General features: G+C 62.6%; 17 protein-coding genes and 1 pseudogene. 7 read left to right on the top strand and 11 right to left on the bottom strand.

The window, feature by feature from the left end:
• Positions 1-80: 80 nt before the first annotated feature.
• The 3 genes from AC1D08_RS31350 to AC1D08_RS31340 all read left to right on the top strand — a co-directional run bounded on the left by AC1D08_RS31350 (position 81) and on the right by AC1D08_RS31340 (position 1,481).
• Positions 81-476: a hypothetical protein gene (locus tag AC1D08_RS31350; RefSeq protein ID WP_477307219.1), complete on the top strand. Its 396-nt coding sequence runs from the start codon at positions 81-83 to the stop codon at positions 474-476.
• 538 nt (positions 477-1,014) lie between these two features.
• Entirely contained in the window at positions 1,015-1,242 is a 228-nt protein-coding gene (locus tag AC1D08_RS31345; RefSeq protein ID WP_457153652.1) for a hypothetical protein, read from the top strand.
• Between the two features lie 47 nt (positions 1,243-1,289).
• Positions 1,290-1,481, top strand: coding sequence for a hypothetical protein (locus AC1D08_RS31340; protein ID WP_457153653.1), 192 nt, complete (start codon positions 1,290-1,292; stop codon positions 1,479-1,481).
• Between the two features lie 351 nt (positions 1,482-1,832).
• On the opposite strand, the gene AC1D08_RS31335 is transcribed toward AC1D08_RS31340, so the two are convergent.
• The 4 genes from AC1D08_RS31335 to AC1D08_RS31320 all read right to left on the bottom strand — a co-directional run bounded on the left by AC1D08_RS31335 (position 1,833) and on the right by AC1D08_RS31320 (position 6,474).
• Positions 1,833-3,140, bottom strand: coding sequence for an O-antigen ligase family protein (locus AC1D08_RS31335; protein ID WP_457153654.1), 1,308 nt, complete (start codon positions 3,138-3,140; stop codon positions 1,833-1,835).
• Positions 3,137-4,675 (bottom strand): undecaprenyl-phosphate glucose phosphotransferase, encoded by a 1,539-nt coding sequence (locus AC1D08_RS31330; protein ID WP_457153655.1) that lies wholly within the window; start codon positions 4,673-4,675, stop codon positions 3,137-3,139. The genes AC1D08_RS31335 and AC1D08_RS31330 overlap by 4 nt, the downstream gene beginning before the upstream one ends.
• 96 nt (positions 4,676-4,771) lie before the next feature.
• Positions 4,772-5,902 (bottom strand): glycosyltransferase family 4 protein, encoded by a 1,131-nt coding sequence (locus AC1D08_RS31325; protein ID WP_457153656.1) that lies wholly within the window; start codon positions 5,900-5,902, stop codon positions 4,772-4,774.
• An 8-nt stretch (positions 5,903-5,910) separates the two neighbouring features.
• Positions 5,911-6,474, bottom strand: a complete 564-nt coding sequence (locus tag AC1D08_RS31320; protein WP_095081215.1) for a polysaccharide biosynthesis/export family protein — start codon at positions 6,472-6,474, stop codon at positions 5,911-5,913.
• A gap of 259 nt (positions 6,475-6,733) precedes the next feature.
• On the opposite strand from AC1D08_RS31320, the gene AC1D08_RS31315 reads away from it, so the two are divergent.
• Positions 6,734-9,043, top strand: a complete 2,310-nt coding sequence (locus tag AC1D08_RS31315; protein WP_457152667.1) for a GumC family protein — start codon at positions 6,734-6,736, stop codon at positions 9,041-9,043.
• 13 nt (positions 9,044-9,056) lie between these two features.
• On the opposite strand, the gene AC1D08_RS31310 is transcribed toward AC1D08_RS31315, so the two are convergent.
• Together AC1D08_RS31310 and AC1D08_RS31305 are read right to left on the bottom strand one after the other, a co-directional pair.
• On the bottom strand, positions 9,057-9,893 hold the full coding sequence (locus tag AC1D08_RS31310; RefSeq protein WP_457152666.1) for a GNAT family N-acetyltransferase: 837 nt from the start codon (positions 9,891-9,893) through the stop codon (positions 9,057-9,059).
• Between the two features lie 102 nt (positions 9,894-9,995).
• On the bottom strand, positions 9,996-11,225 hold the full coding sequence (locus tag AC1D08_RS31305; protein ID WP_457152665.1) for a GNAT family N-acetyltransferase: 1,230 nt from the start codon (positions 11,223-11,225) through the stop codon (positions 9,996-9,998).
• A 91-nt stretch (positions 11,226-11,316) separates the two neighbouring features.
• Here AC1D08_RS31305 and AC1D08_RS31300 point away from each other — a divergent pair, with 91 nt between their 5' ends.
• Positions 11,317-12,375: a polysaccharide deacetylase family protein gene (locus AC1D08_RS31300; RefSeq protein WP_477424966.1), complete on the top strand. Its 1,059-nt coding sequence runs from the start codon at positions 11,317-11,319 to the stop codon at positions 12,373-12,375.
• Between the two features lie 23 nt (positions 12,376-12,398).
• Here AC1D08_RS31300 and AC1D08_RS31295 read toward each other — a convergent pair whose 3' ends face one another.
• Complete coding sequence (locus AC1D08_RS31295) at positions 12,399-12,614, bottom strand: DUF2842 domain-containing protein (RefSeq protein ID WP_457152663.1); 216 nt, start codon at positions 12,612-12,614, stop codon at positions 12,399-12,401.
• A 186-nt stretch (positions 12,615-12,800) separates the two neighbouring features.
• Between AC1D08_RS31295 and AC1D08_RS31290 the strand changes: the two genes are divergently transcribed.
• Positions 12,801-13,892: a COX15/CtaA family protein gene (locus AC1D08_RS31290; protein WP_457152662.1), complete on the top strand. Its 1,092-nt coding sequence runs from the start codon at positions 12,801-12,803 to the stop codon at positions 13,890-13,892.
• A 123-nt stretch (positions 13,893-14,015) separates the two neighbouring features.
• Here the strand turns inward: AC1D08_RS31290 and AC1D08_RS31285 are convergent, their stop codons facing one another.
• The 4 genes and pseudogenes from AC1D08_RS31285 to speB all read right to left on the bottom strand — a co-directional run bounded on the left by AC1D08_RS31285 (position 14,016) and on the right by speB (position 17,225).
• Positions 14,016-14,339 (bottom strand): hypothetical protein, encoded by a 324-nt coding sequence (locus AC1D08_RS31285; RefSeq protein ID WP_457152661.1) that lies wholly within the window; start codon positions 14,337-14,339, stop codon positions 14,016-14,018.
• An 82-nt stretch (positions 14,340-14,421) separates the two neighbouring features.
• Positions 14,422-15,260 (bottom strand): annotated as a pseudogene (locus tag AC1D08_RS31280) (aminoglycoside phosphotransferase family protein).
• The gene (gene argC, locus AC1D08_RS31275; RefSeq protein WP_095081229.1) at positions 15,257-16,183 is read right to left on the bottom strand and encodes an N-acetyl-gamma-glutamyl-phosphate reductase; all 927 of its coding nucleotides are present in this window, start codon (positions 16,181-16,183) and stop codon (positions 15,257-15,259) included. The pseudogene AC1D08_RS31280 and the gene argC overlap by 4 nt, the downstream one beginning before the upstream one ends.
• Before the next feature lie 31 nt (positions 16,184-16,214).
• On the bottom strand, positions 16,215-17,225 hold the full coding sequence (gene speB / locus AC1D08_RS31270) for an agmatinase (RefSeq protein WP_095081232.1): 1,011 nt from the start codon (positions 17,223-17,225) through the stop codon (positions 16,215-16,217).
• A gap of 124 nt (positions 17,226-17,349) precedes the next feature.
• Between speB and AC1D08_RS31265 the strand changes: the two genes are divergently transcribed.
• Positions 17,350-18,558 (top strand): acyltransferase family protein, encoded by a 1,209-nt coding sequence (locus tag AC1D08_RS31265; protein ID WP_457152851.1) that lies wholly within the window; start codon positions 17,350-17,352, stop codon positions 18,556-18,558.
• Positions 18,559-18,691: the final 133 nt, after the last annotated feature.

Here is an 18,691-nt window from a genome sequence, read left to right as displayed (position 1 = left end):
TTTGTTGCGCTGCACCATGATTTTCTGCCGGCCGCCCATCGCGGTCGGCACTACCGGCCTCGCCGGTTTCTCCAGATGGGATGACCACCCATGACCAACTCATCATTCATCAGCAGACCACGCTTGCTGTGCCGCGAAAGCAGCGGGGAGCCGTTTCACTGCAATACGAAAGAAGAGCGTGCTGCCCTACGCGCCAGGCTGGCCATGAACAAGCAGGACGAGCAACGTCGCATGGACGCCTGAGCGGCTACGACTTCTTTGAGGATCTCGTAGAGGCTGGAATTGTTGAGAACCGCCGCGAGGTGCCGCGCGATTTGGCAGAGGAAACTTGGCGTCGCATTGGCAATGATGTTCTCGATTACATGGTGGAATTCCACCGTGGCTTCGTGCCCCCGGAGCGGCCTATCTGGGCAGAGCGTGAGTTCGGCCCACCCGATAGGAAGAAGCGGCACGCTGGGACGCGCTGGAGGGAATAGGCGTCGCGCAGAATCATCTGCATCTTCCGCGGTCGATGTGGCCGCGGTTTATGGTCGACGCCTGCGGATGAAGAGGATCTCTGAAATAGGATTGCCAACTTGTAACTTGGAAAATGGGGAAAACAAGTATTTACAAGGCCATCTCGCTTGGCTGCTCGATGATTTGGAAATCAAAGATCCCCATGGAAAAGGTGAACGTGCCGCCGTCTGCTTTATCCGGAGTCTACGCCACCCTAAGTCGCGGTTTTAAGGGCGAGGATTTCAACTTGATGTTTAGCAAGAGCGTCTTATTCGTAGAGTACACGGAAACACGCTTGAAGAGAGCGCGCGCAAAATCAAAACGGTCTGTGCCCTCCTTCCTGGCGGCAGTGTCGCTGCGAGCGGATAATGACAATCCGGGAACGGAGTTTTAGGTAGGAGCGCCGGCCGCCTAAATCGGCCACTTCGCTCACCGCTCTGGAAGGGCAGATCTACGGCAAGGTTGTTCAAGTGTTGAGACAGAAGCTCCCTAATCCAGCGTAGGTCGGGCGGCTCTCTGATGCGCGATAGCGAACTGACTGCGCGACCGGGCAAGGGCTGGACACCTTGGGAAGAGGGTCAAGGCGACTCCGACATCGAAAAGATATGGTGGGCGCTCAATCGATTTCCGAATCCGGTCTGCTCAACCACCAAGAAACCCGAAATGCGGATCCCTTTTATTGTGCCCGCCGCAGGAGCAACCGGCGGCAACCACATGGTTCCGTTGTGGACCTGCCTACCGTCGTGACATGATAGCAGTCAAGACTGCCTTCATTGTCTCGCAGGAATGGTCGTATGGACAAGAAAGAAGCCGCCCAGGAGATAATGCAGATCGTAAGAGGCGATCTGGCGAGCGCTAGAGACGCGGCACAAGGACAGCCATCCTGGCGACTGATCGATGAGGCGATGTCCAACCTTAGGCGGATCGCCTCGATTTTGAACCACGATGACAGAGAGCCGCTCAAACCCGCCAATTTTAATTATTAAAGTCTCCGTCTGCCATCCCCGATACCAAGCGCACCGTCACAGCATCGAAACTGCGGTAATCTCGGCTGACTCTGCGCTCTTCTTGAAAGGTCCGAAAAGGAGGTTGACGTGAAGATCAGGACGACAAGACACAATCACCCCGGAGAACCCGGCGTCATTCTGCTAGACCAGTCATTGCAACACATGATCGTGGCGACCGACATACGTGATGGCGCAACGACACTGTTCGGGACGGTAAATCTGCAGGTGAATTATTCCGGGCAGTACGACATCAGAGTCGAATTATCGCCAGGGGAACTGACGCAGGTCTACCAACTACTGGCCAAAATCTTCTCGAGAAAATACAGGAACTTACGAGCGCTCAAACTCCTTGACGCTCGCAAACCAACCGCCTTCTACAGCTCGCCTTCCACCTTGGGCTTTTACCGGGTTCGGCCGCAACAGCCGCTGGTGCCTGTACTCAAGCGCGATGGCGCCCCAGATCAGGCCGAGCAGCAGGTAGACATGGCGCCAGTGATCGATGTCGATGAAGGTGCCGAGCCCGATATTGCCGATGAAGGCGACATAGGCGCACAGCAGATAGGGCTGCCACGGCCGGTCGCGCAGCAGGATGCGGAATCCGGCTGCTATCGTCCAGGCGACGAGAGTCAGGAACGACACGAAGCCGAGCCAGCCATAGTCCATCAGCATCTTCAGCCAGATATCGTGCGTGTCTTCGCCAAAGATCGTGCCGAAGACCAGCGGGCCGATGCCGAACGGATGCTCGAGCGCCATCTGGAACCCGATTGCGTAGCGGGCGAAGCGGCCGAGGCGAGCGGTGTCGTAACTCTGTTCGAGATGGGCGCGGTTGGAAAACATCTCCGACACGCCGGGCAGTTGCAAGATGACGATCATGGCGACGACCAGCAGCGACAGTGCCGCGACCGTCATCACCACCACGCGCAGTCGGAACATGCCGCTGGCGCTCTGCAGGAACAGGCAGCCGGTGAGCAGGACAGCCGAAACGGCGAACATGCCCCAGGCGCCGCGCGAGAAGGAAAAGAAGATGCCGGCGGTTATGATCAGCAGCGGCACCGCCAGCAGCGGCATGCGCGTGACCGGCCCGGTCAAAAGCAGATAGAGCAAATAGATACCGGGCAGCACCAGGAACGGGCCGAACACATTCGGGTCCTGGAAGGCACCGGCGGCCCGGTCGTATTTGGTGAACATCTCGGCGCCCGGAAAGGCGTGGAAATAGCCCGCTATGCCAAGCAGAGAGGTTATCACCGCCGACACGACATAGGCGAAGAAGATCAGCCGGTAGAGGCTGGGTTGCACCGCGGTCACCGAGGCGAAGAACACCGCGGTGAAGGCGAGAAACAGCGAGACGGCGAGATAGAGCGGCGTGTTGGCGAGATCCGCCATCTGCGTCATCGCCATCATGCCACCGATGTTCATCGTCACCAGCAGCACCAGCAGCGGCATTGCCGCGCGCGACAGCCTGAGGCCGAATAGACCCCAGATGGCGATCAGCCCGGCCATGTAGAGTTCATAGGGCGCCGGTTCGCTGATGACGAAGCCGGACAGGAATATGCCGACGAACACCGCGGCTGAGGAAATCAGCGCTATCAGCTTGGCGTTGACCGCGGCCTGCGGCAGCTCATGGGAAATCGCGCTCAATAGGCGTTTTCCGTGTTCAGCAGCCGGGCGGGCGTCAGGAACAGGATCCGCAAGTCGAACAGCAGCGACCAGTTCTCGATGTAATAGAGGTCGTACTCCGTCCGCATGCGGATCTTCTCGTTGGTGTCCATCTCGCCGCGCCAGCCATTGATCTGCGCCCAGCCGGTGACGCCGGGCTTGACCTTGTGACGCGCGAAATAGCCGTCGACCACTTCGTTGTAGAGAAGGTTGTGCGACTGCGCGGCGATGGCGTGTGGACGCGGGCCGACCAGCGACAATGAACCCAGCAGCGAGTTGAAGAACTGCGGCAGCTCGTCGATCGAGGTCTTGCGGATGAAGCGGCCGACGCGGGTGACGCGCGGGTCGTTCTTGGTCACCGTCTGCTTGGCGGTCGGGTCGGCCTTGTCCGTATACATCGAACGGAACTTGTAGACTTCGATGATCTCGTTGTTGAAGCCGTGCCGCTTCTGGTGAAACAGCACCGGTCCCTTGCTGTCGAGCTTGATGGCGATGGCGGTCGCCAGCATCACCGGCGAGAACACGACGATGCCGATCAGGCTGAAGACGATGTCGAAGGCGCGCTTGGCGACCGAATCCCAGTCGTTGATCGGCCTGTCGAAGATATCGAGCATCGGCACCGAGCCGATGTAGGAATATGCGCGCGGGCGAAACTGCAGCGCGTTGGAATGCGCCGACAGCCGGATGTCGACCGGCAACACCCACAGCTTCTTCAACAGCTGCAGCACGCGCGATTCGGCGGTCAGCGGCAGCGATACGATCAGCATGTCGATGCGGGCGATGCGGGCGAACTCGATCAGCTCCGAAATGGTACCGAGCTTGGGATAGCCGGCGACGATGGGCGGTGAGCGCTTGTCGCCGCGATCGTCGAAGATGCCGCAGATGCGGATGTCGTTATAGGGCTGCTTTTCGACCGAGCGGATCAGCATCTCAGCCGCCTTGCCACCGCCGACGATGACGGCGCGCCGCTCCATGCGGCCATCGCGCGCCCAGCGCCGGATCAGCTTCGACATCACCAGTCTGAGGCCGAAGAGGAGAACGAAGCCGATGACGAACCAGGTGCCGAGCAGAAGGCGCGAATAGTCTTCCGACATCTTCATGACGAATGCCATCAGCGCCATGAGGGCGAAAGTGCCGGCCCAGACCAGCAGCACGCGGCCGAAATTGGCGATGGGCCGCATGAGGGCCACGATCTGGTAGCAGTCGGTGACGTCGAGCAGCACCACGGCAAGGAACGACGAAGCGGCGATCGTCAGCGGGTATTGCCAGGCGAGATAGTTGAAGAACCCGACATAGTAGAAATAGATGCCGAGCCCGGACACCAGCAGCAAGCCGAATTCGACCATGCGCAGCACGCCGCTGACCATGATCGGCGACATGGTATCGCGCCTGTACTGCGAGGCGACCTGGCGGGCGACATCGTTCATGCCGCCGGGCGGCGTGTCGCCTTCGGCCGGGCCGTCGAATTTACGCACCGCCTCTGGTGAAAAGCGGCGCGCGGGGTCGATCTCGTTCATGGGGCTTTCCGCAAGCTTCCCTACGGTGAATAGCAAAAGAGAGCTAAGAAAGCCTTGAAACAACAAGTGGCTTTGAAACGGCCTGGGGCTTGAGGCCTATTTGTTGATCGCGGCGAAGTAGGCCTTCTCGATGTCGGCGGCCATCACATCGGCGCCGAAGCGTGCCTTGAGGCTGGCGCCATCCGGCATCAGCTTGCGATAGGCGGCGAGGTCGCCCAGCGCCTGGCTCACCTTGTCGGCAAGCTCGACTGGGCCAGGCCGGATCAGGGCAGGGGAGCCGGAGCCGAAGATTTCCGGTATGCCGCCGACCGACGTGGCGATCATCGGCTTTCCCGCGGCGAGCGTCTCCAGGACGATATAGGGCATGGCTTCGGCCCGCGAGGGAACGATGACGAGTGCCGCCAGCGCGAAAGCCTCCCTGGCCGGCATCGGCGGCAGGAAGCGGACGTAGCCCTCAAGCCCGAGGCGTTTCACCTGGGCGTGGTAGCGGGGTAGGTCGTCGCCGGAGCCAACCATCACCGCGGTCAGCGCGCGGCCGAGCCGGGGGCCGGCGAGGGCCAGCGCGTCGATGAAGATGTCGGGACCCTTCAGGTCGCGCATCATGCCGATATAGAGCAGATCGGCTGCGTCGGCCCCGGTGATTGCGGGCTCGAATTCGGCGGCGCGCAATCCATTGTAGACCAGGGTGTTGGGGATCTGCGGCTCCCCGACCTTGCGGCGATAGGTTCGCCTTTCGTAGTCGGAGACAAAAAGCAGGTGGTCGGTGAAGAGCGCCATGAAGCGCTCGAGCGCGAAGAACAGCTTTCCGGTGGTCGTGTGCTCGTCATAGTGGAGAGAGCCACCATGCGGCGAATAAAGGCGGGCTACGCGAGACCTTGATACCCGCAACAATGAGCCGAACAGACGGGTATAGGCGCCACCCTTGGCGCCGTGCCCGTGCAACACGTCCGGCCGCAATTCCTTGATGATCCTGTAAGTGCGCCAGGCCGACGCAAGGTCGCCCGGGCCGACATGGCGCTGCATCGGCGTGCGATGGATGCCGAGCGCCAGCATATCCTTCATCTGCTCGAACAGACGTTCCTCGAACTCGCCGCCCGTCGTCGAATCGCAGACGATGCCGACAGAATGTCCGGCAGCGACCTGCGCCTCGGTCAGGTCGCGCACATGGCGGAAAATTCCTCCGACGGGTGAGCGAAAGCAATGGACGATCCTGAGGTTGTCCACCACGTGGGTCGTCAGAACAGGCGTTCGCGGACGTAGACCGTATCGCCCGGCAGCAGCGGGTCGGACGTGACCACGCGGCCGGTCATCACCTTACCGTTGATGTCGCGGGTGATGTCGACGCTTTCCTGATTGGCGCGCGGGGTGAAACCGCCAGCGATGGCGATTGCCTTCTGCACCGTCAGGCCGGGGACGTACGAGTATTGGCCTGCGGCACCCACTTCGCCCATGACGAAGATCGGCCGGTAGCGGTCGATCTCGACCGAAACGTCGGGATCGCGCAGATAGCCTTGCCGCAATTTGTCGGCGATTTCCTTTTCCATCTGCTGCGCTGTGTGGCCGCGCGCCGGTACGGCGCCGACAAGCGGGAAGGAGAGGTAGCCGGATTGGTCGACGCTGTAGGTGTTGGTCAACCCGTCCTGCTCGAACACGGTGACGCGGACGCGGTCGCCCGCGCCAAGACGATAAGGCTGTTCGAGCACTTCGTGGAAGGCTGCCGGCGTCGGCCGGTAGCTGGAACAGCCGGCAAGCATCGATACGGCAAGCAGCGCGCGAAACAGGGAAGCAGTGCTTTTCATGACCGGACAGGTACCTTCGACTGGCCGCTGCAGCCCCGCAGCAACTCTAGGGATCGAGGTCCGTTATCATCCTGTTAGGGTTAATGGCCGGTAAAGGGAGCGGCCGACACAGCGCGCGGCGGCGAGAGTTTTGCGATTTTTTTGGCGGTTTTGTTTGGCGTCCGCCAGTAAACCCTAACGCAAACTTACGGCCATCTTAACGGCTGAGTTACCATAGTTGTTTACGGTGTGTCCTGACCCAGTATCGGAGTAGGGATGCATGTCCGTTCAGTCCGCGGCCGCAGATGTTGACGTCGATCTCAGGCAGCTCTTCGCCAGCCTGGCGAGGAACTGGCTGCGCATCCTCGTCGTCGCACTGGTGGTGACCGGCGCGGCTTTCGCGCTCGCCTCGTTTGCCACACGTCACTACAAGGCACAGACCCAGGTCGAGATTGCGCCGCGTGAATCCGTTTATACGCGGCCGGCCAGCAACAACGACGCCGACAAGCCAATTCTCGATGAACAGGGCGTCGCCACCCAGGTCCAGATCATTTCCTCCAACGAAATCCTCAAGCAGGTCGCGCAAAAGCTTGGTCTGGAGAAGCTGCCCGAGTTCGACGAAGCACTCGACATGTCGCCGTTGAGCCGCGCTCTGGTCCTCGTCGGTCTGAAGAGCGACCCGATGGAAATTCCGACGGAAGAGCGCGTCCTCAAGAAAATGCATGAGAAGCTCAACGTCTATAGCGTCGAGAAGACCCGCATCATTGCCATTGAGTTCTCATCGGAAGATCCCAAGCTCGCGGCTGCCGTACCAGATGCCATTGCCGCCGCCTATATTGAGGGGCAAGGGGCCGCCAAGCTCGAATCGAACAACGCCGCCGCTGATTTTCTGGCGCCGGAGATCGCCGACCTGCAGCAGAAGGTTAGGGATGCCGAGGCCAAGGTTGCCACCTACCGTGCACAATCCGATCTTTTGATGGGCGGCAACAATTCGGTGCTTGCCACGCAGCAGCTTTCCGAACTGTCGAGCGAACTGATGCGTGTACGCGCCAACCGCGCCTCGGCGGAAGCGACCGCCGACAGCGTGCGCAAGGCGTTGCAGGGCGGCGGTTCGCTCGATGCCGTGCCTGAGGTCTTGTCTTCCGATCTGATCCAGCGCCTGCGCGAGCGGCAGGTCGAGCTCAGGGCCAACATCGCCGATCTTTCCACCACCTTGCTCGACAATCATCCGCGCATCCGGGCGTTGAAGTCTCAGCTTGCCGATCTCGACGGCCAGATCCGCAACGAGGCGCAAAAGCTGATGAAGGGTCTGATGACCCAGGCGCAGACCGCGCAGGCTCGTGAGAACCAGCTTGTCGCCGACGTCAACACATTGAAGGCGGCATCGGCCCGCGCCGGCGAACAGCAGGTCGAGCTTGATGCCTTGCAGCGTGATGCGGCCGCCAAGCGCCAGCAGCTCGAATCGTACCAGGCGAACTACCTCAGCGCGGCGTCGCGCAAGGATCGCAACTATCTGCCCGTCGATGCAAGGGTGGTTTCCTTGGCGCAGGTGCCGTCCGAGCCGTATTTCCCGAAGGTCCTGCCCATCGTCAGTGCCGCCTTCGTCGCATCGCTGCTGGTCATGGCCATCGTGACGCTCCTAAGGGAGCTGTTTTCTGGCCGCGCCATGCGGCCGGCGACCGGTTCCCGCTTCGAACGCATCGATGAGGTCGCGATGCCCCATGTAGCTCAGGCGCTGGATAGGGTCGCGATGCCGGCTGTCCACCAGGAGCCCGCCGTCCTCCAGGACCCTATCCTTCGCCCGGAGATGGGAGAAGGCCCGGCTGACACGAGGTCGGAGCCCTACACAGCCGTGATGCCCTATGCCACCGCGATGCCCGAGATCGATGCGCCTTATGCGCATGCGGCCGAAGCGCCTGATATGGTCGCGATGACCGAAGCAGCGACAGCGCAGGAGACGGCTGCCGAGGCCGAACCGGTGCGTTCCACTCTGGGCGAGATCGACATTGAGAAGGCCGCCGAAAAGCTGATCGCCAGCGGTGCGGCGCGCGCCATATTCGTCTCGCCGGAGGGCGACGAGGCCGCCGCGTCGGCGGTCCTGGTGGCACGCGAGGTCGCCGACGCCGGCCTGCGCGTCCTGTTGCTGGACCTTACCGCTTCGGGGGCCGCCTCGCGGCCGATGCTGGACAGCGGCCTTTTCCCCGGCATCACCAACCTGCTCGCTTCGGAAGCGCAGTTCAGCGACGTCATCCATGCCGATCTCTATTCTGACTGCCACGTCATTCCTGTCGGCACCGCCGATCCGGTCCGCGCCATGCGCGCCGCCGACCGGCTGCCGATCATCATGCAGTCGCTGACCACAGCCTATGATCTGGTGGTGGTCGAATGCGGACCGGCCGACGCGCAAGGCATCAGCCGTCTGGCCGGCGATGCGACCGAGGTGTTGCTGTCCATGCTGGAGCCGGACGATGAAGTGACGCAGGCCGCGGTCAAGCTGATCGAAAGTGGCTATCCCGACCTGACGCTGGTGACGCCGCTCGGCCACGAACCGCCCGGCAATCCGGTGCCGGGACGGCGCTCGGCGGCCTGACGCTCCGCCTGATCTATCCCAATTCCAGGGTCGTCACGCCGAACAGCCGCTGCAGGCCGAGCTCCGGGGCCGGGCCCTTGTACATGCGGGTGGTCTTGAAGGTCGGCGCAAAGCCGGCCGCCTCGAGTGCCGCAATGAAACCGGCCTTTTCGGCGGGAACGTCGATGTGCAGGTCGCCGCCCTCGCAGGCCCCCGCCAGTCCGTCCAGCAGCTGCAGCGCCGTGTCGTCGCTGTCGGCAAACAGCGGGCCGATCTTGAAGCCCGAGCGGCACGGTCGAGCCACGCCATAGCCGGTGGTACCGCGCGGGCTGACCGCCGCCAACGCATGATGCGGCGCCTGCAGCCATCGCTGCAGGAAGGCTCGCCGGGGTGCCGGAAAGCAATATGCGTCATAAGCGATGATGTCGGGCACGAGCTTGGCCGTCACGGTGCGCAACCCGTCGGCCTCGACCACCGGGCCTGCCGCGCGGCCGCTATAGCGGATGGTCTCGTAGGCGGGTTCGAAGCCCTTGCGCCTGTAATTGGCGCGCTGCTCGGCGACACCGTCGAGGCCGACGGTCCTGCCGGCAAGCCTGTCCATGCCGGCGTCCCACACCGCCTTGCCGTAGCCCTTGCCGCGCTTGTCCGGCCGGCAGATGTAGAGGCCGATGAAGCCGAATCCGCTTCCATAGGCCACTGCCGAGATTGCCGCGACCATTTCGTCGCCGGCAAAGGCGCCGATAAAGCCCGCGGGATCCGCAGCCTGGAACATCGCCGCGTCTTCAAGACCAGGGTTCCAGCCTTCCGCCGCCGCCCAGTCGATGAGAACCGCCAACTCATGCAGTGACAGCGTGCGGATGGTCGGCATCATCGTCCTCACTCCGTGGCGACAGCTTAAGGCTTTGACGACATCGAGGCCGATCTCGATCTCCGAGTCAAAGCCGCCCCTTAGAGGAGCCCTGAATTTCCGAAACTAGCTCTCATTCTCGCCGGTCGTGGGCGCCGCTTGTCCGGCAGTCTTGCGGCGCAGCATCTTGGTCAGCTTCCAGATCGTCGGGCTGTTCTTGATGAAGGCTTTGAACCTTGCGCCTTGCCGGAGCGTCACCGCCAGCGCGCGGCCCTTCAGCGTCAAGGGGACCAGCACCTCGAAATGCTGGGTTTCGATATCGCACCATAGCCGCTTGTAGGGCTCGTCGCCGACGGAGAAGTCATAGACGGCAAAACCGGTCTCGCAGGCTTCCTGGATGTTGTCGAAGAACAGGAAGTCGCCGGGACTGGTATTGCCGAGATCGTCCTCGGCGATCGCTCCGAACTCGCAGATCAGGCGCTTGCCGGAGCGGCTTGACCCGGTGACGGCGCGCAGCTTGCCGGCCACCTCGAGCCCGTGCAGCACGAAGGAGGGCTTGTCTTCGGCAAGCGCGTGCGTGAACAGCGCACGGAAGAAGGCGCGCACCTGCTCGTCGCCAAAGACGTTGGAAATGCCCATCTTGCGGAAGCGGAATTCCTTCATCTCGAAAAAGGCATCGAGCAGCCTGTCCACCTCGTCCGCCGTGCGCGCCTCGATGCGCCCGTGGGCGCCGACGGCTTCGAACTTGCGCATCTGCGAGCGGTGCTTCTTGCGCTTGCGCTTGCCGCTGGCGCGCAACAGCAGCGCATCGAAGCCACCGCCGAGATCGACGGCCAGCGACAAGTTTGGGCTGGCAAAATGGTCAAGCAAGGCGAGTGGATTGGTGACACCGTCGAGATCGGGCAGCAACCGCTCGAGCGCGACGAGATCGATGTCCGGGCGTGCCTTGGCGATGGTCGCCAACAGCGATCGAATGGCCGGGATATCCGCCCTGGCCAGCCACTGCGGATCAGCGGCGACGAAGTTGCCGTTGGCGTGGCGGTCGCCCATGAAGCGGGCGACGCGGTACGGACCTTTCGCGGTGACCTCCAGGGCCAGCGAAAAAACCGGCCGGCCTTCGGCGCTGAGCGTCGCTATGAGCAGATCCGGTCCGACCTGCTCGGCCCAGTTCAGTATCCAGCCGGCACTCTGCGCCGGCGCAAACAGAGCCGAGCGGCAGAACCCGGCATAGGCCGCGAGCCCTTCCGCGGATGTCACGGAAATCGACAGGCCGGCCTGGTCTCCCGGCAAGGCTCGCGGCGACGCCTCGGTCGCAGCGAGCCGATTGCCGTCAAATGACGCTGTTGCGTCAACCATACCTCAATCCTTAGGGCGTACTGATGGCGATTTGGGGAGCCGCATAGGCGCATTCCGTGCTTGGTTTAGCCTAGGCGCAAAAGGTGAATGAATGATCGACGGGGGCGAGGCAATCCGGAAACTGGCGCTGAACGTCGCCCGTTATTCCGGTCTTGCACCGCTGGCCAAGCCGTTCATCGGCGGCATTGGCGCCATACTTATGCTGCACCGCGTGACCGCGACGCCCGAAAAGCCCGATAGCGTCAACCGCCATCTGAACATCGCGCCTGGCTTCCTCGATGCTGTGATCGCCGACATGAAGGCGAGCGGCTATGCCTTTGTTTCCATGGATGAAGCGGTCGAGCGCATCAAGGCGGGCGGCAAGGGTGGCGAGTTCGCAACCATCACCGCCGATGACGCCTATCGCGACAACATGACGGAGGCGCTGCCGGTGCTGGAGAAGCACGGCGCGCCGATGACCATCTATGTCGCGCCCGGGCTGATCAACGGCACCGCCGATTTGTGGTGGGATGTGGTCGAGGACATCGTCAACGCGCGCGACAGCCTCACCCTGACGCGGCCGAATGGCCCGCTGGTGATCGACTGCTCGACCCCTGCGAAGAAGTTACAGGCCAATATACGCCTGCATGTCTATCTCACCTCCGAAGTCCGCGAGGAAGCCCTGCAAGCCGTGCTGCGTGACCTGGCTCGCTCGAATGGCGTCGACGCCGACGGCCCGCGCCTGCGGACATTGATGAACTGGGATGAAATCCGCCGCATCGCCACGCATCCGCTGGTGGCGATTGGCGCCCACACGATCAACCACAGCAATCTGAAGCGGCTTTCCGAAACCGATGCGCGGCACGAGATCGGCGCCGTGGGTGACATGCTGCAGGCCGAACTGGGCGAAAGGCCCAGCCATTTCGCCTATCCCTATGGCTATGCCAGGGCGGTGGGCTGCCGCGAAGTGGGTTTTGCCCGCGACGCCGGCTATGCCTCCGCCGTGACCACGCGCCATGGCGTGCTGCGCGCCGAACATGCCGGGTTCCTGCATGCCTTGCCGCGCATTTCAGTCAACGGCCGCTACCAGAGCCTCGCTCATATCCGCACCATGCTGTCGGGCGTGACCACGCCGCTCGCCAACGCCGGCAAGATGCTCGTGACGATCTGACTGCTGCGGGGCCGGGTTCCGGTTCAGCGCTTCGCCTTCGGCTCCAGCATCAGCCACTTGATGATGCCCATCGCCGGCAGCACCCACAGCAGGCCGCTGAGCAGGAAGAACAGGAAATGCACCCACGGGCTCGACTCCGAGAGCCGGGCGACCGCGAAGATCGATGCGACCAGCGCGTAGATGATGACCAGCGCCACCAGCAGGAACGCTCCGATCAGCTTTTTCAGGCGCACGGGCATGGTTGGCCTCCTGGTCTAGGCCGCCGGGACCTCGCAGGTCCGGCAAGCTCTTGGCTTCGCATAGGCCTTGACGCGACCCTGTGCAACCGGTGAGACGCGGCGCGACGGCGTGCCGCGCCGTCTGGTCTTGCCAGCAAGGGTGCGATGGTCCACCAATCCGCCAAACCAACCTGCCGGGACAAGACCATGGCTGCCATATCAGCTGCCGCGCCCTTCATGGCCCGCGACCGCGACCTGTACAATCGGGCGCTGCTGCGCGGCTGGCTCTATGTGGTGGTGCTGGTGCTGTTTGCGCTGGTGCTGGTCGGCGGCGCCACCAGGCTCACCGGTGCCGGCCTGTCGATCACGGAGTGGAAGCCGATCCATGGCGTGATACCGCCGCTCAACGACGCCGAGTGGCAGGAGGAATTCCAGCTCTACCAGCAGATCCCGCAATATGCCGAGCTCAACAAGGGCATGAGCATCGAGGCGTTCAAGTCGATCTTCTGGTGGGAATGGGCGCACCGCATCCTGGCGCGCAGCGTCGGCCTGGTGTTTGCCTTGCCGCTGCTGTTCTTCTGGGCGACGCGCCGCATCGAGCGCGGCCTGGGGCCAAAATTGGTGGGCATCCTTTTGCTCGGCGGCCTGCAGGGCGCCATCGGCTGGTGGATGGTGGCCTCGGGGCTGGTCGACCGGGTTTCGGTCAGCCAGTACCGGCTGGCAACCCATCTGACGCTGGCGGCGCTGATCTTCACCGCCACCATGGTCGTTGCGCGTGGGCTGGCGCCGCATTCCGAACCCGCCGCCGACCGCTCGACGCAGAGGCTGGCCGGTTTCATCGTGTTTCTGGCGTTGATCCAGATCTATCTCGGCGGCCTGGTCGCCGGGCTCGACGCCGGCCTGAGCTACAACACCTGGCCGCTGATGGACGGCAAGCTCATCCCTGGTGATTTGCTGATCCTCGAGCCGGCGTGGCGCAATTTCTTCGAAAGCCCCAAGACGGTGCAGTTCGTCCACCGGCTCGGCGCCTATACGGTGTTCGTCGTGGCCTTGTGGCACATGATCGCCACGCGTCGGCGCCTTCCTGGAACAACGCACGCCCGCCGCGCCACGCTGCTGTTTGCGCTGGTTTTGGTGCAGGCTTCGATCGGCATCGGCACGCTGCTGATGCACGTGCCGCTGCATATGGCACTGACCCATCAGGGGTTTGCGCTCATCGTGCTGGGCTTTGCCGCCGCTCATTGGCGCGGCACCAAGGGTGCCTATCCCTTGCCGCACGAAATCGCGCTCAGGAGCTGATCCCTAAGAGCAGTTCACCGTTTCACGGAAACGGTGAACTGCTCTATCTCTTTGTTTTGACGCAATTCCGGACGGAAAACCCGTTTCACACTTTTCCTGGAATTGCTTCAGCCGATCGGCCGTTCACATCCAGAATTCGTTTGACGCTGTCGTCTTCTCGCCGTCGAATTCGGCCTGGCGCAAGGTTGCGGCGGATGGCGTTGACTGGTTCTGAGCGGCCTTGGCCGCCTTGTCGGCGTCGGCGGCCCTGAGTGCATCAAGTTTGGCCTGGGCGACAGCGATATCCTGCTGCACCTGGGCGGCCTGGACCTGGTCCTTGATCGCCTTGGCCTGGTCTTCCAGATCCTGGATCTGCTTTTCGAGCGCGGCTTCCTGGGCTGCATTGCTCGATGAACTGGACGAAGCATACTGGGTTGCCTGGGAGGAACCCGAAATCGCGCTGACCATGACAATTCCCTGATGGAGCCACGCAATGTGAGTAGCCCATCATGGTGAACAAGCCCTTACCGTCGCCGGTTGACCGGCTGGATCAGAAGCTTGGCCGCACCGCCCGGATCGCCTTGGCGATCGACAATTCGCGGTTCTCCTCGACCGCGTTGTCGTCTTCGTGATGCCAGGATGCCGACAGGCAACCATAGGCGATCGCATGATCAAGAATGGCGCGCGGAGCCTGGCCCAGCGTTTTGGCGAAGACCTCGGCCATATCCGCGATCCGCTCCGGATCGAGGCAAAGATCGTCCCGGTCGAGCGGGTTGTAGAACATGTTCGCGGCGTCGAAGCCGGGATCGCCAAGCACACCCTTCGGGTCGATTGCCAGCCAGCCGCGCGACCCGTGCAGGATGTTGTCGTGATGCAGGTCGCCATGCAGAGGCATGATATCGTGCGGATCGGCCAGCAACCGATCGGCGATTGCCGCGGCCTCGACATAGAGACTGTCATGGCCGGCGTTGCGGTCGCTCGCGGCTTTCCTGAACAGGCTGGCAAACCGCTCCCTGAGCGGCTGCAACTCGGGCGGGAAGGGGTCTTTCCCAGGCGAAAACAGTTTCGCCATCACTTCGGCCGCGATTTCAGTGGCGGCGTTGTCGCCCTCTTTGTCGAGAACCTGCTGCAGCAGGGTTTCACCGGCATATTCGAGCAGCATGCTGTGGCCGTCGCGGCCAAGCAGGCGGACCGCGCCGTCGCCGCGCCGCCAGGCCAGATAATGCTCGCCGCGCAATCCGCGACGTCGTCGAAAGGCTTGAGCGCCTTGACGATCGCCGGCGAACCATCCTCGTGCCGCACCTTCCAGATGCGGCTCGAAAAGGTTTCGGCAATAAGTTCGGGCGCGCTGACCTTCCAGCGCGTCGGAAAGACAGGTGCGTCCATCAGAGGCCGAGCATCAAGTCCATGTTCTGCACGGCGGCACCCGAGGCCCCCTTGCCGAGATTGTCATAGACCGCCAGCAGCAGAGCCTGTGCCCGTTTGTCGTTGGCGAAGACGTAGACCTTCATCCGGTTGGTGCCGTTGTAGATCTCCGGATCGATCTCCGGCATGCGCTCCAGATGCGCATAGGGCGCCACCTCGACCACACCGCCCTCGATGGCGGCGAAATGGTCGGCAATCGCCGCATGAAGCTCCGCACCCGTCGGCACATGGTCGAGACCACCGAGTTGCAGGGGCACCACCGTAATCATGCCTTGTGCGAAATTGCCCACCGCCGGCTGCATGATCGGATCATGCGACAGCCTGGCATAGGCCCTGAGTTCAGGCACGTGCTTGTGCTGCAAGGTGAGGCCATAGGGCAGGAACTCCGAGGCGTTCTCGCCCTTGGCGACATAGTCCTCGATCATCGGCCGTCCGCCGCCCGAATAGCCGGAAATGCCATTGACCGTGATCGGGAAGTCCGCCGGCAGCAGGCCGGCGGTGACCAGCGGCCGCAGCGTCGCGATCGGTCCCTGCGGCCAGCAGCCGGGGTTGGCGACGCGTTTTGCCGAGGCGATCGTCTTTGCCTGTTCCTTGTCCATCTCGGCGAAACCATAAGCCCAGCCTTCGGCGACGCGATGCGCGGTCGAGGCGTCGATGACCTTGGTGGTGTCGTTGGCGATCAGCGAGACGCTTTCCTTCGCCGCGTCATCGGGGAGGCACAGGATGGCGACATCGGCGGCATTGAGGAACTCGGCACGCGCCGCCGTTTCCTTGCGGCGCTCGGCAGGAACGGAGATGATTTCCAGGTCACCGCGCTCGGCAAGCAGCGCCCTGATCTGCAGGCCGGTGGTGCCGTGCTCGCCGTCGATGAAGATTTTCGGTTTCATTTGCCTGATCAAATTCCCTGATATTTCAAGACTATATGCCCTGACCGTGATTCACCGCGGCACCGTTGTGGTTGCCGTTGTTGTTCAGCTCTTCCAGCCGGGCCTTTCGTTCGGCCAGCAGGCCGAGATACTGCATGGCCACCATCGAGCCGGCGATCGCCGTTATATCGGCGTGATCATAGGCCGGCGCAACCTCGACGACATCGGCGCCGACAATATCGATCTGGTTGAGCTGACGCAGCGTCGACAGGATCTTTGCCGAGGACGGCCCGCCGGCAACCGGCGTGCCGGTACCGGGCGCATAGGCCGGGTCAAGGCAGTCGATGTCGAAGGTGAGATAAGTCTTCTTGCCGCCGGTGCGGTCGACGATGGCATAGGCGATATCGGACGCACGCATCTCCTCGATTTCGTGACCGTAGAGGATCTTGATGCCGAACGTGTCGGGCGCGTGGGTGCGGATGCCGATCTGGATCGAGCGGTCCGGATCGATGATACCTTCATTGACGGCACGGCCGACAAAGGAGCCGTGGTCGATGCGCTTGCCGTCGTCCGGCCAGGTGTCCTGATGGGCGTCGAACTGCACCAGGGCGAGCGGGCCGTGGATGGCGGCATGCGCCTTGAGCAGCGGCCAGGTGACGAAATGATCACCACCCAGCGACAACAGGAAGGCGCCGGACTTGAGGATCTTCGCCGCTTCGCGCTCGATCGTGCCGGGCGTCTTCTGGTGATTGCCCGAATCGAGCAGGCAATCGCCATAATCGACCACCGCGAGATGCTCGAACAGATCGCGTGAAAACGGGTATTGCGGGTCGTTGTCGAGGATCGCCGAGGCGCGGCGGATCGCCTGCGGCCCAAAGCGGGCGCCGGGCCGGTTGGTGACGGCGGCGTCGAAGGGAATGCCCCATATCACCGCGTCCGCGCCCTTCACGTCCTTCGTATATTTGCGCCGCATGAACGACAGCGCGCCGGAATAGGTCGGCTCGAGGGCAGCACCCGTTTTGGAGCGGGCGGTGAAGGCATGGTCGATGTTGTTGGTCGCCATTACGGGTCCTTGTTTTTCATCGGGGTGCAACAACTACAGAACCGGCACGGAAGATGCCAGTCACAGCTTGGGGAGACGAAATGGCGCCCCTCAAGTGCCATGGCAAAACAGGATTTGTATCATCATGACGCAGACCGCGTTTCTTAATCCTGCCCGCGCCGTGGTGTCGACCCACAGCGGCACGATTGCCGGCGAACGCTTCCTGGTTCTCGATTCGTGGCGCGGCATCTGCGCGCTGATGGTGGCGCTGTTCCACTTCCCGACCGGTTCGACGATTTCGCAAAGCGCCTTCATCGGTTCGTCCTACCTCTTCGTCGACTTCTTCTTCGTTCTTTCCGGTTTCGTCATTGCCAGCAGCTACGGCAGCCGGCTCAGCCAGCCGGAAGAAGTGGCTCGCTTCGCCCTGGTCCGCTTTGGCCGCATCTACCCGCTGCATTTGCTCATGCTGGCCGCTTTCGCCGGCTTCGAGCTGCTGCGGCTGGTGCTGCCGCAGCTGCACGGCACCGGGGCAGCTCCCTTCACAGGAGGTTTCGACCTCAGGAGCCTGCTTGCCAATCTTCTCTTGCTGCAAGGCGTCGGCTTCGAGGATCACCTGACCTGGAATGCGCCAAGCTGGAGCATTTCGGCGGAGTTCTTCGCCTATCTGCTGTTTGCGGGCGTGGTCTTCGTTGCCGGCGAGCTCGCCTGGATATGGTTCGTCGGCGCTGCCGTCACCGCGCCGCTGTTCCTGCTTGGCTTCTCGACCCATCATATGGATGTGTCCTTCGATTTCGGCTTCATCCGCTGCCTGTACGGCTTCTCGCTGGGCGCCTTGCTTGCCTGGTTTCAGCATGATTCCATTGCAGGGGCGCGACAGGCCCTGGCCAGGGGCGGCCGGCGCATGGCCTGGACCCTTGCCGAGATCGTCATGGTCGCCGTCATCGTGCTTTTTGTCTCGCTGTCGGGCGACAATGATTTCGGCATCGCGGCACCCCTGGTGTTCGCGCTCGCGCTGTTCCTCTTCGCGCATGAAGGCGGCTGGATCAGTGCCCTGCTGAGGACGCCGTTCATGCTGACGCTCGGCGCGCTGTCCTATTCGATCTACATGGTCCACATCTTCGTCCAGGCACGCATGATCAACATCGCCGGGCTCGTCGAGCGCAAGCTTGGCGTGGGCCTGATCGACGACATCGTGCTGCGCGGCCAGCCGGCGACCGGCTTCGGGGCCGGCTGGACAGGGGCCGTGGCGATCGTCGTCATGCTTGTCGCCACCATCGCCGTCTCCTGGATCACCTGGCGTTTCGTCGAAATGCCGGCCATGGCCTGGTTCCGCCGGCTGTCGAAACGCATCTGACGCGAGCATGATCCCGAAAGAAAGTGGAAGCCGGTTTTCGGAAAGGGATCATGCTCAAACAAGACATCAGCTAGCCGGCTTCGTTCACCGGGCTGTCACGGGCATCGCCTATCCGGGTTTCGATCCGGCAAGG

The organism is Mesorhizobium sp. P2_E6 (assembly GCF_056403835.1).
The sequence above is the reverse complement of the archived record's forward strand: the minus strand, read 5'-3'. Positions and strand labels throughout refer to the sequence as shown.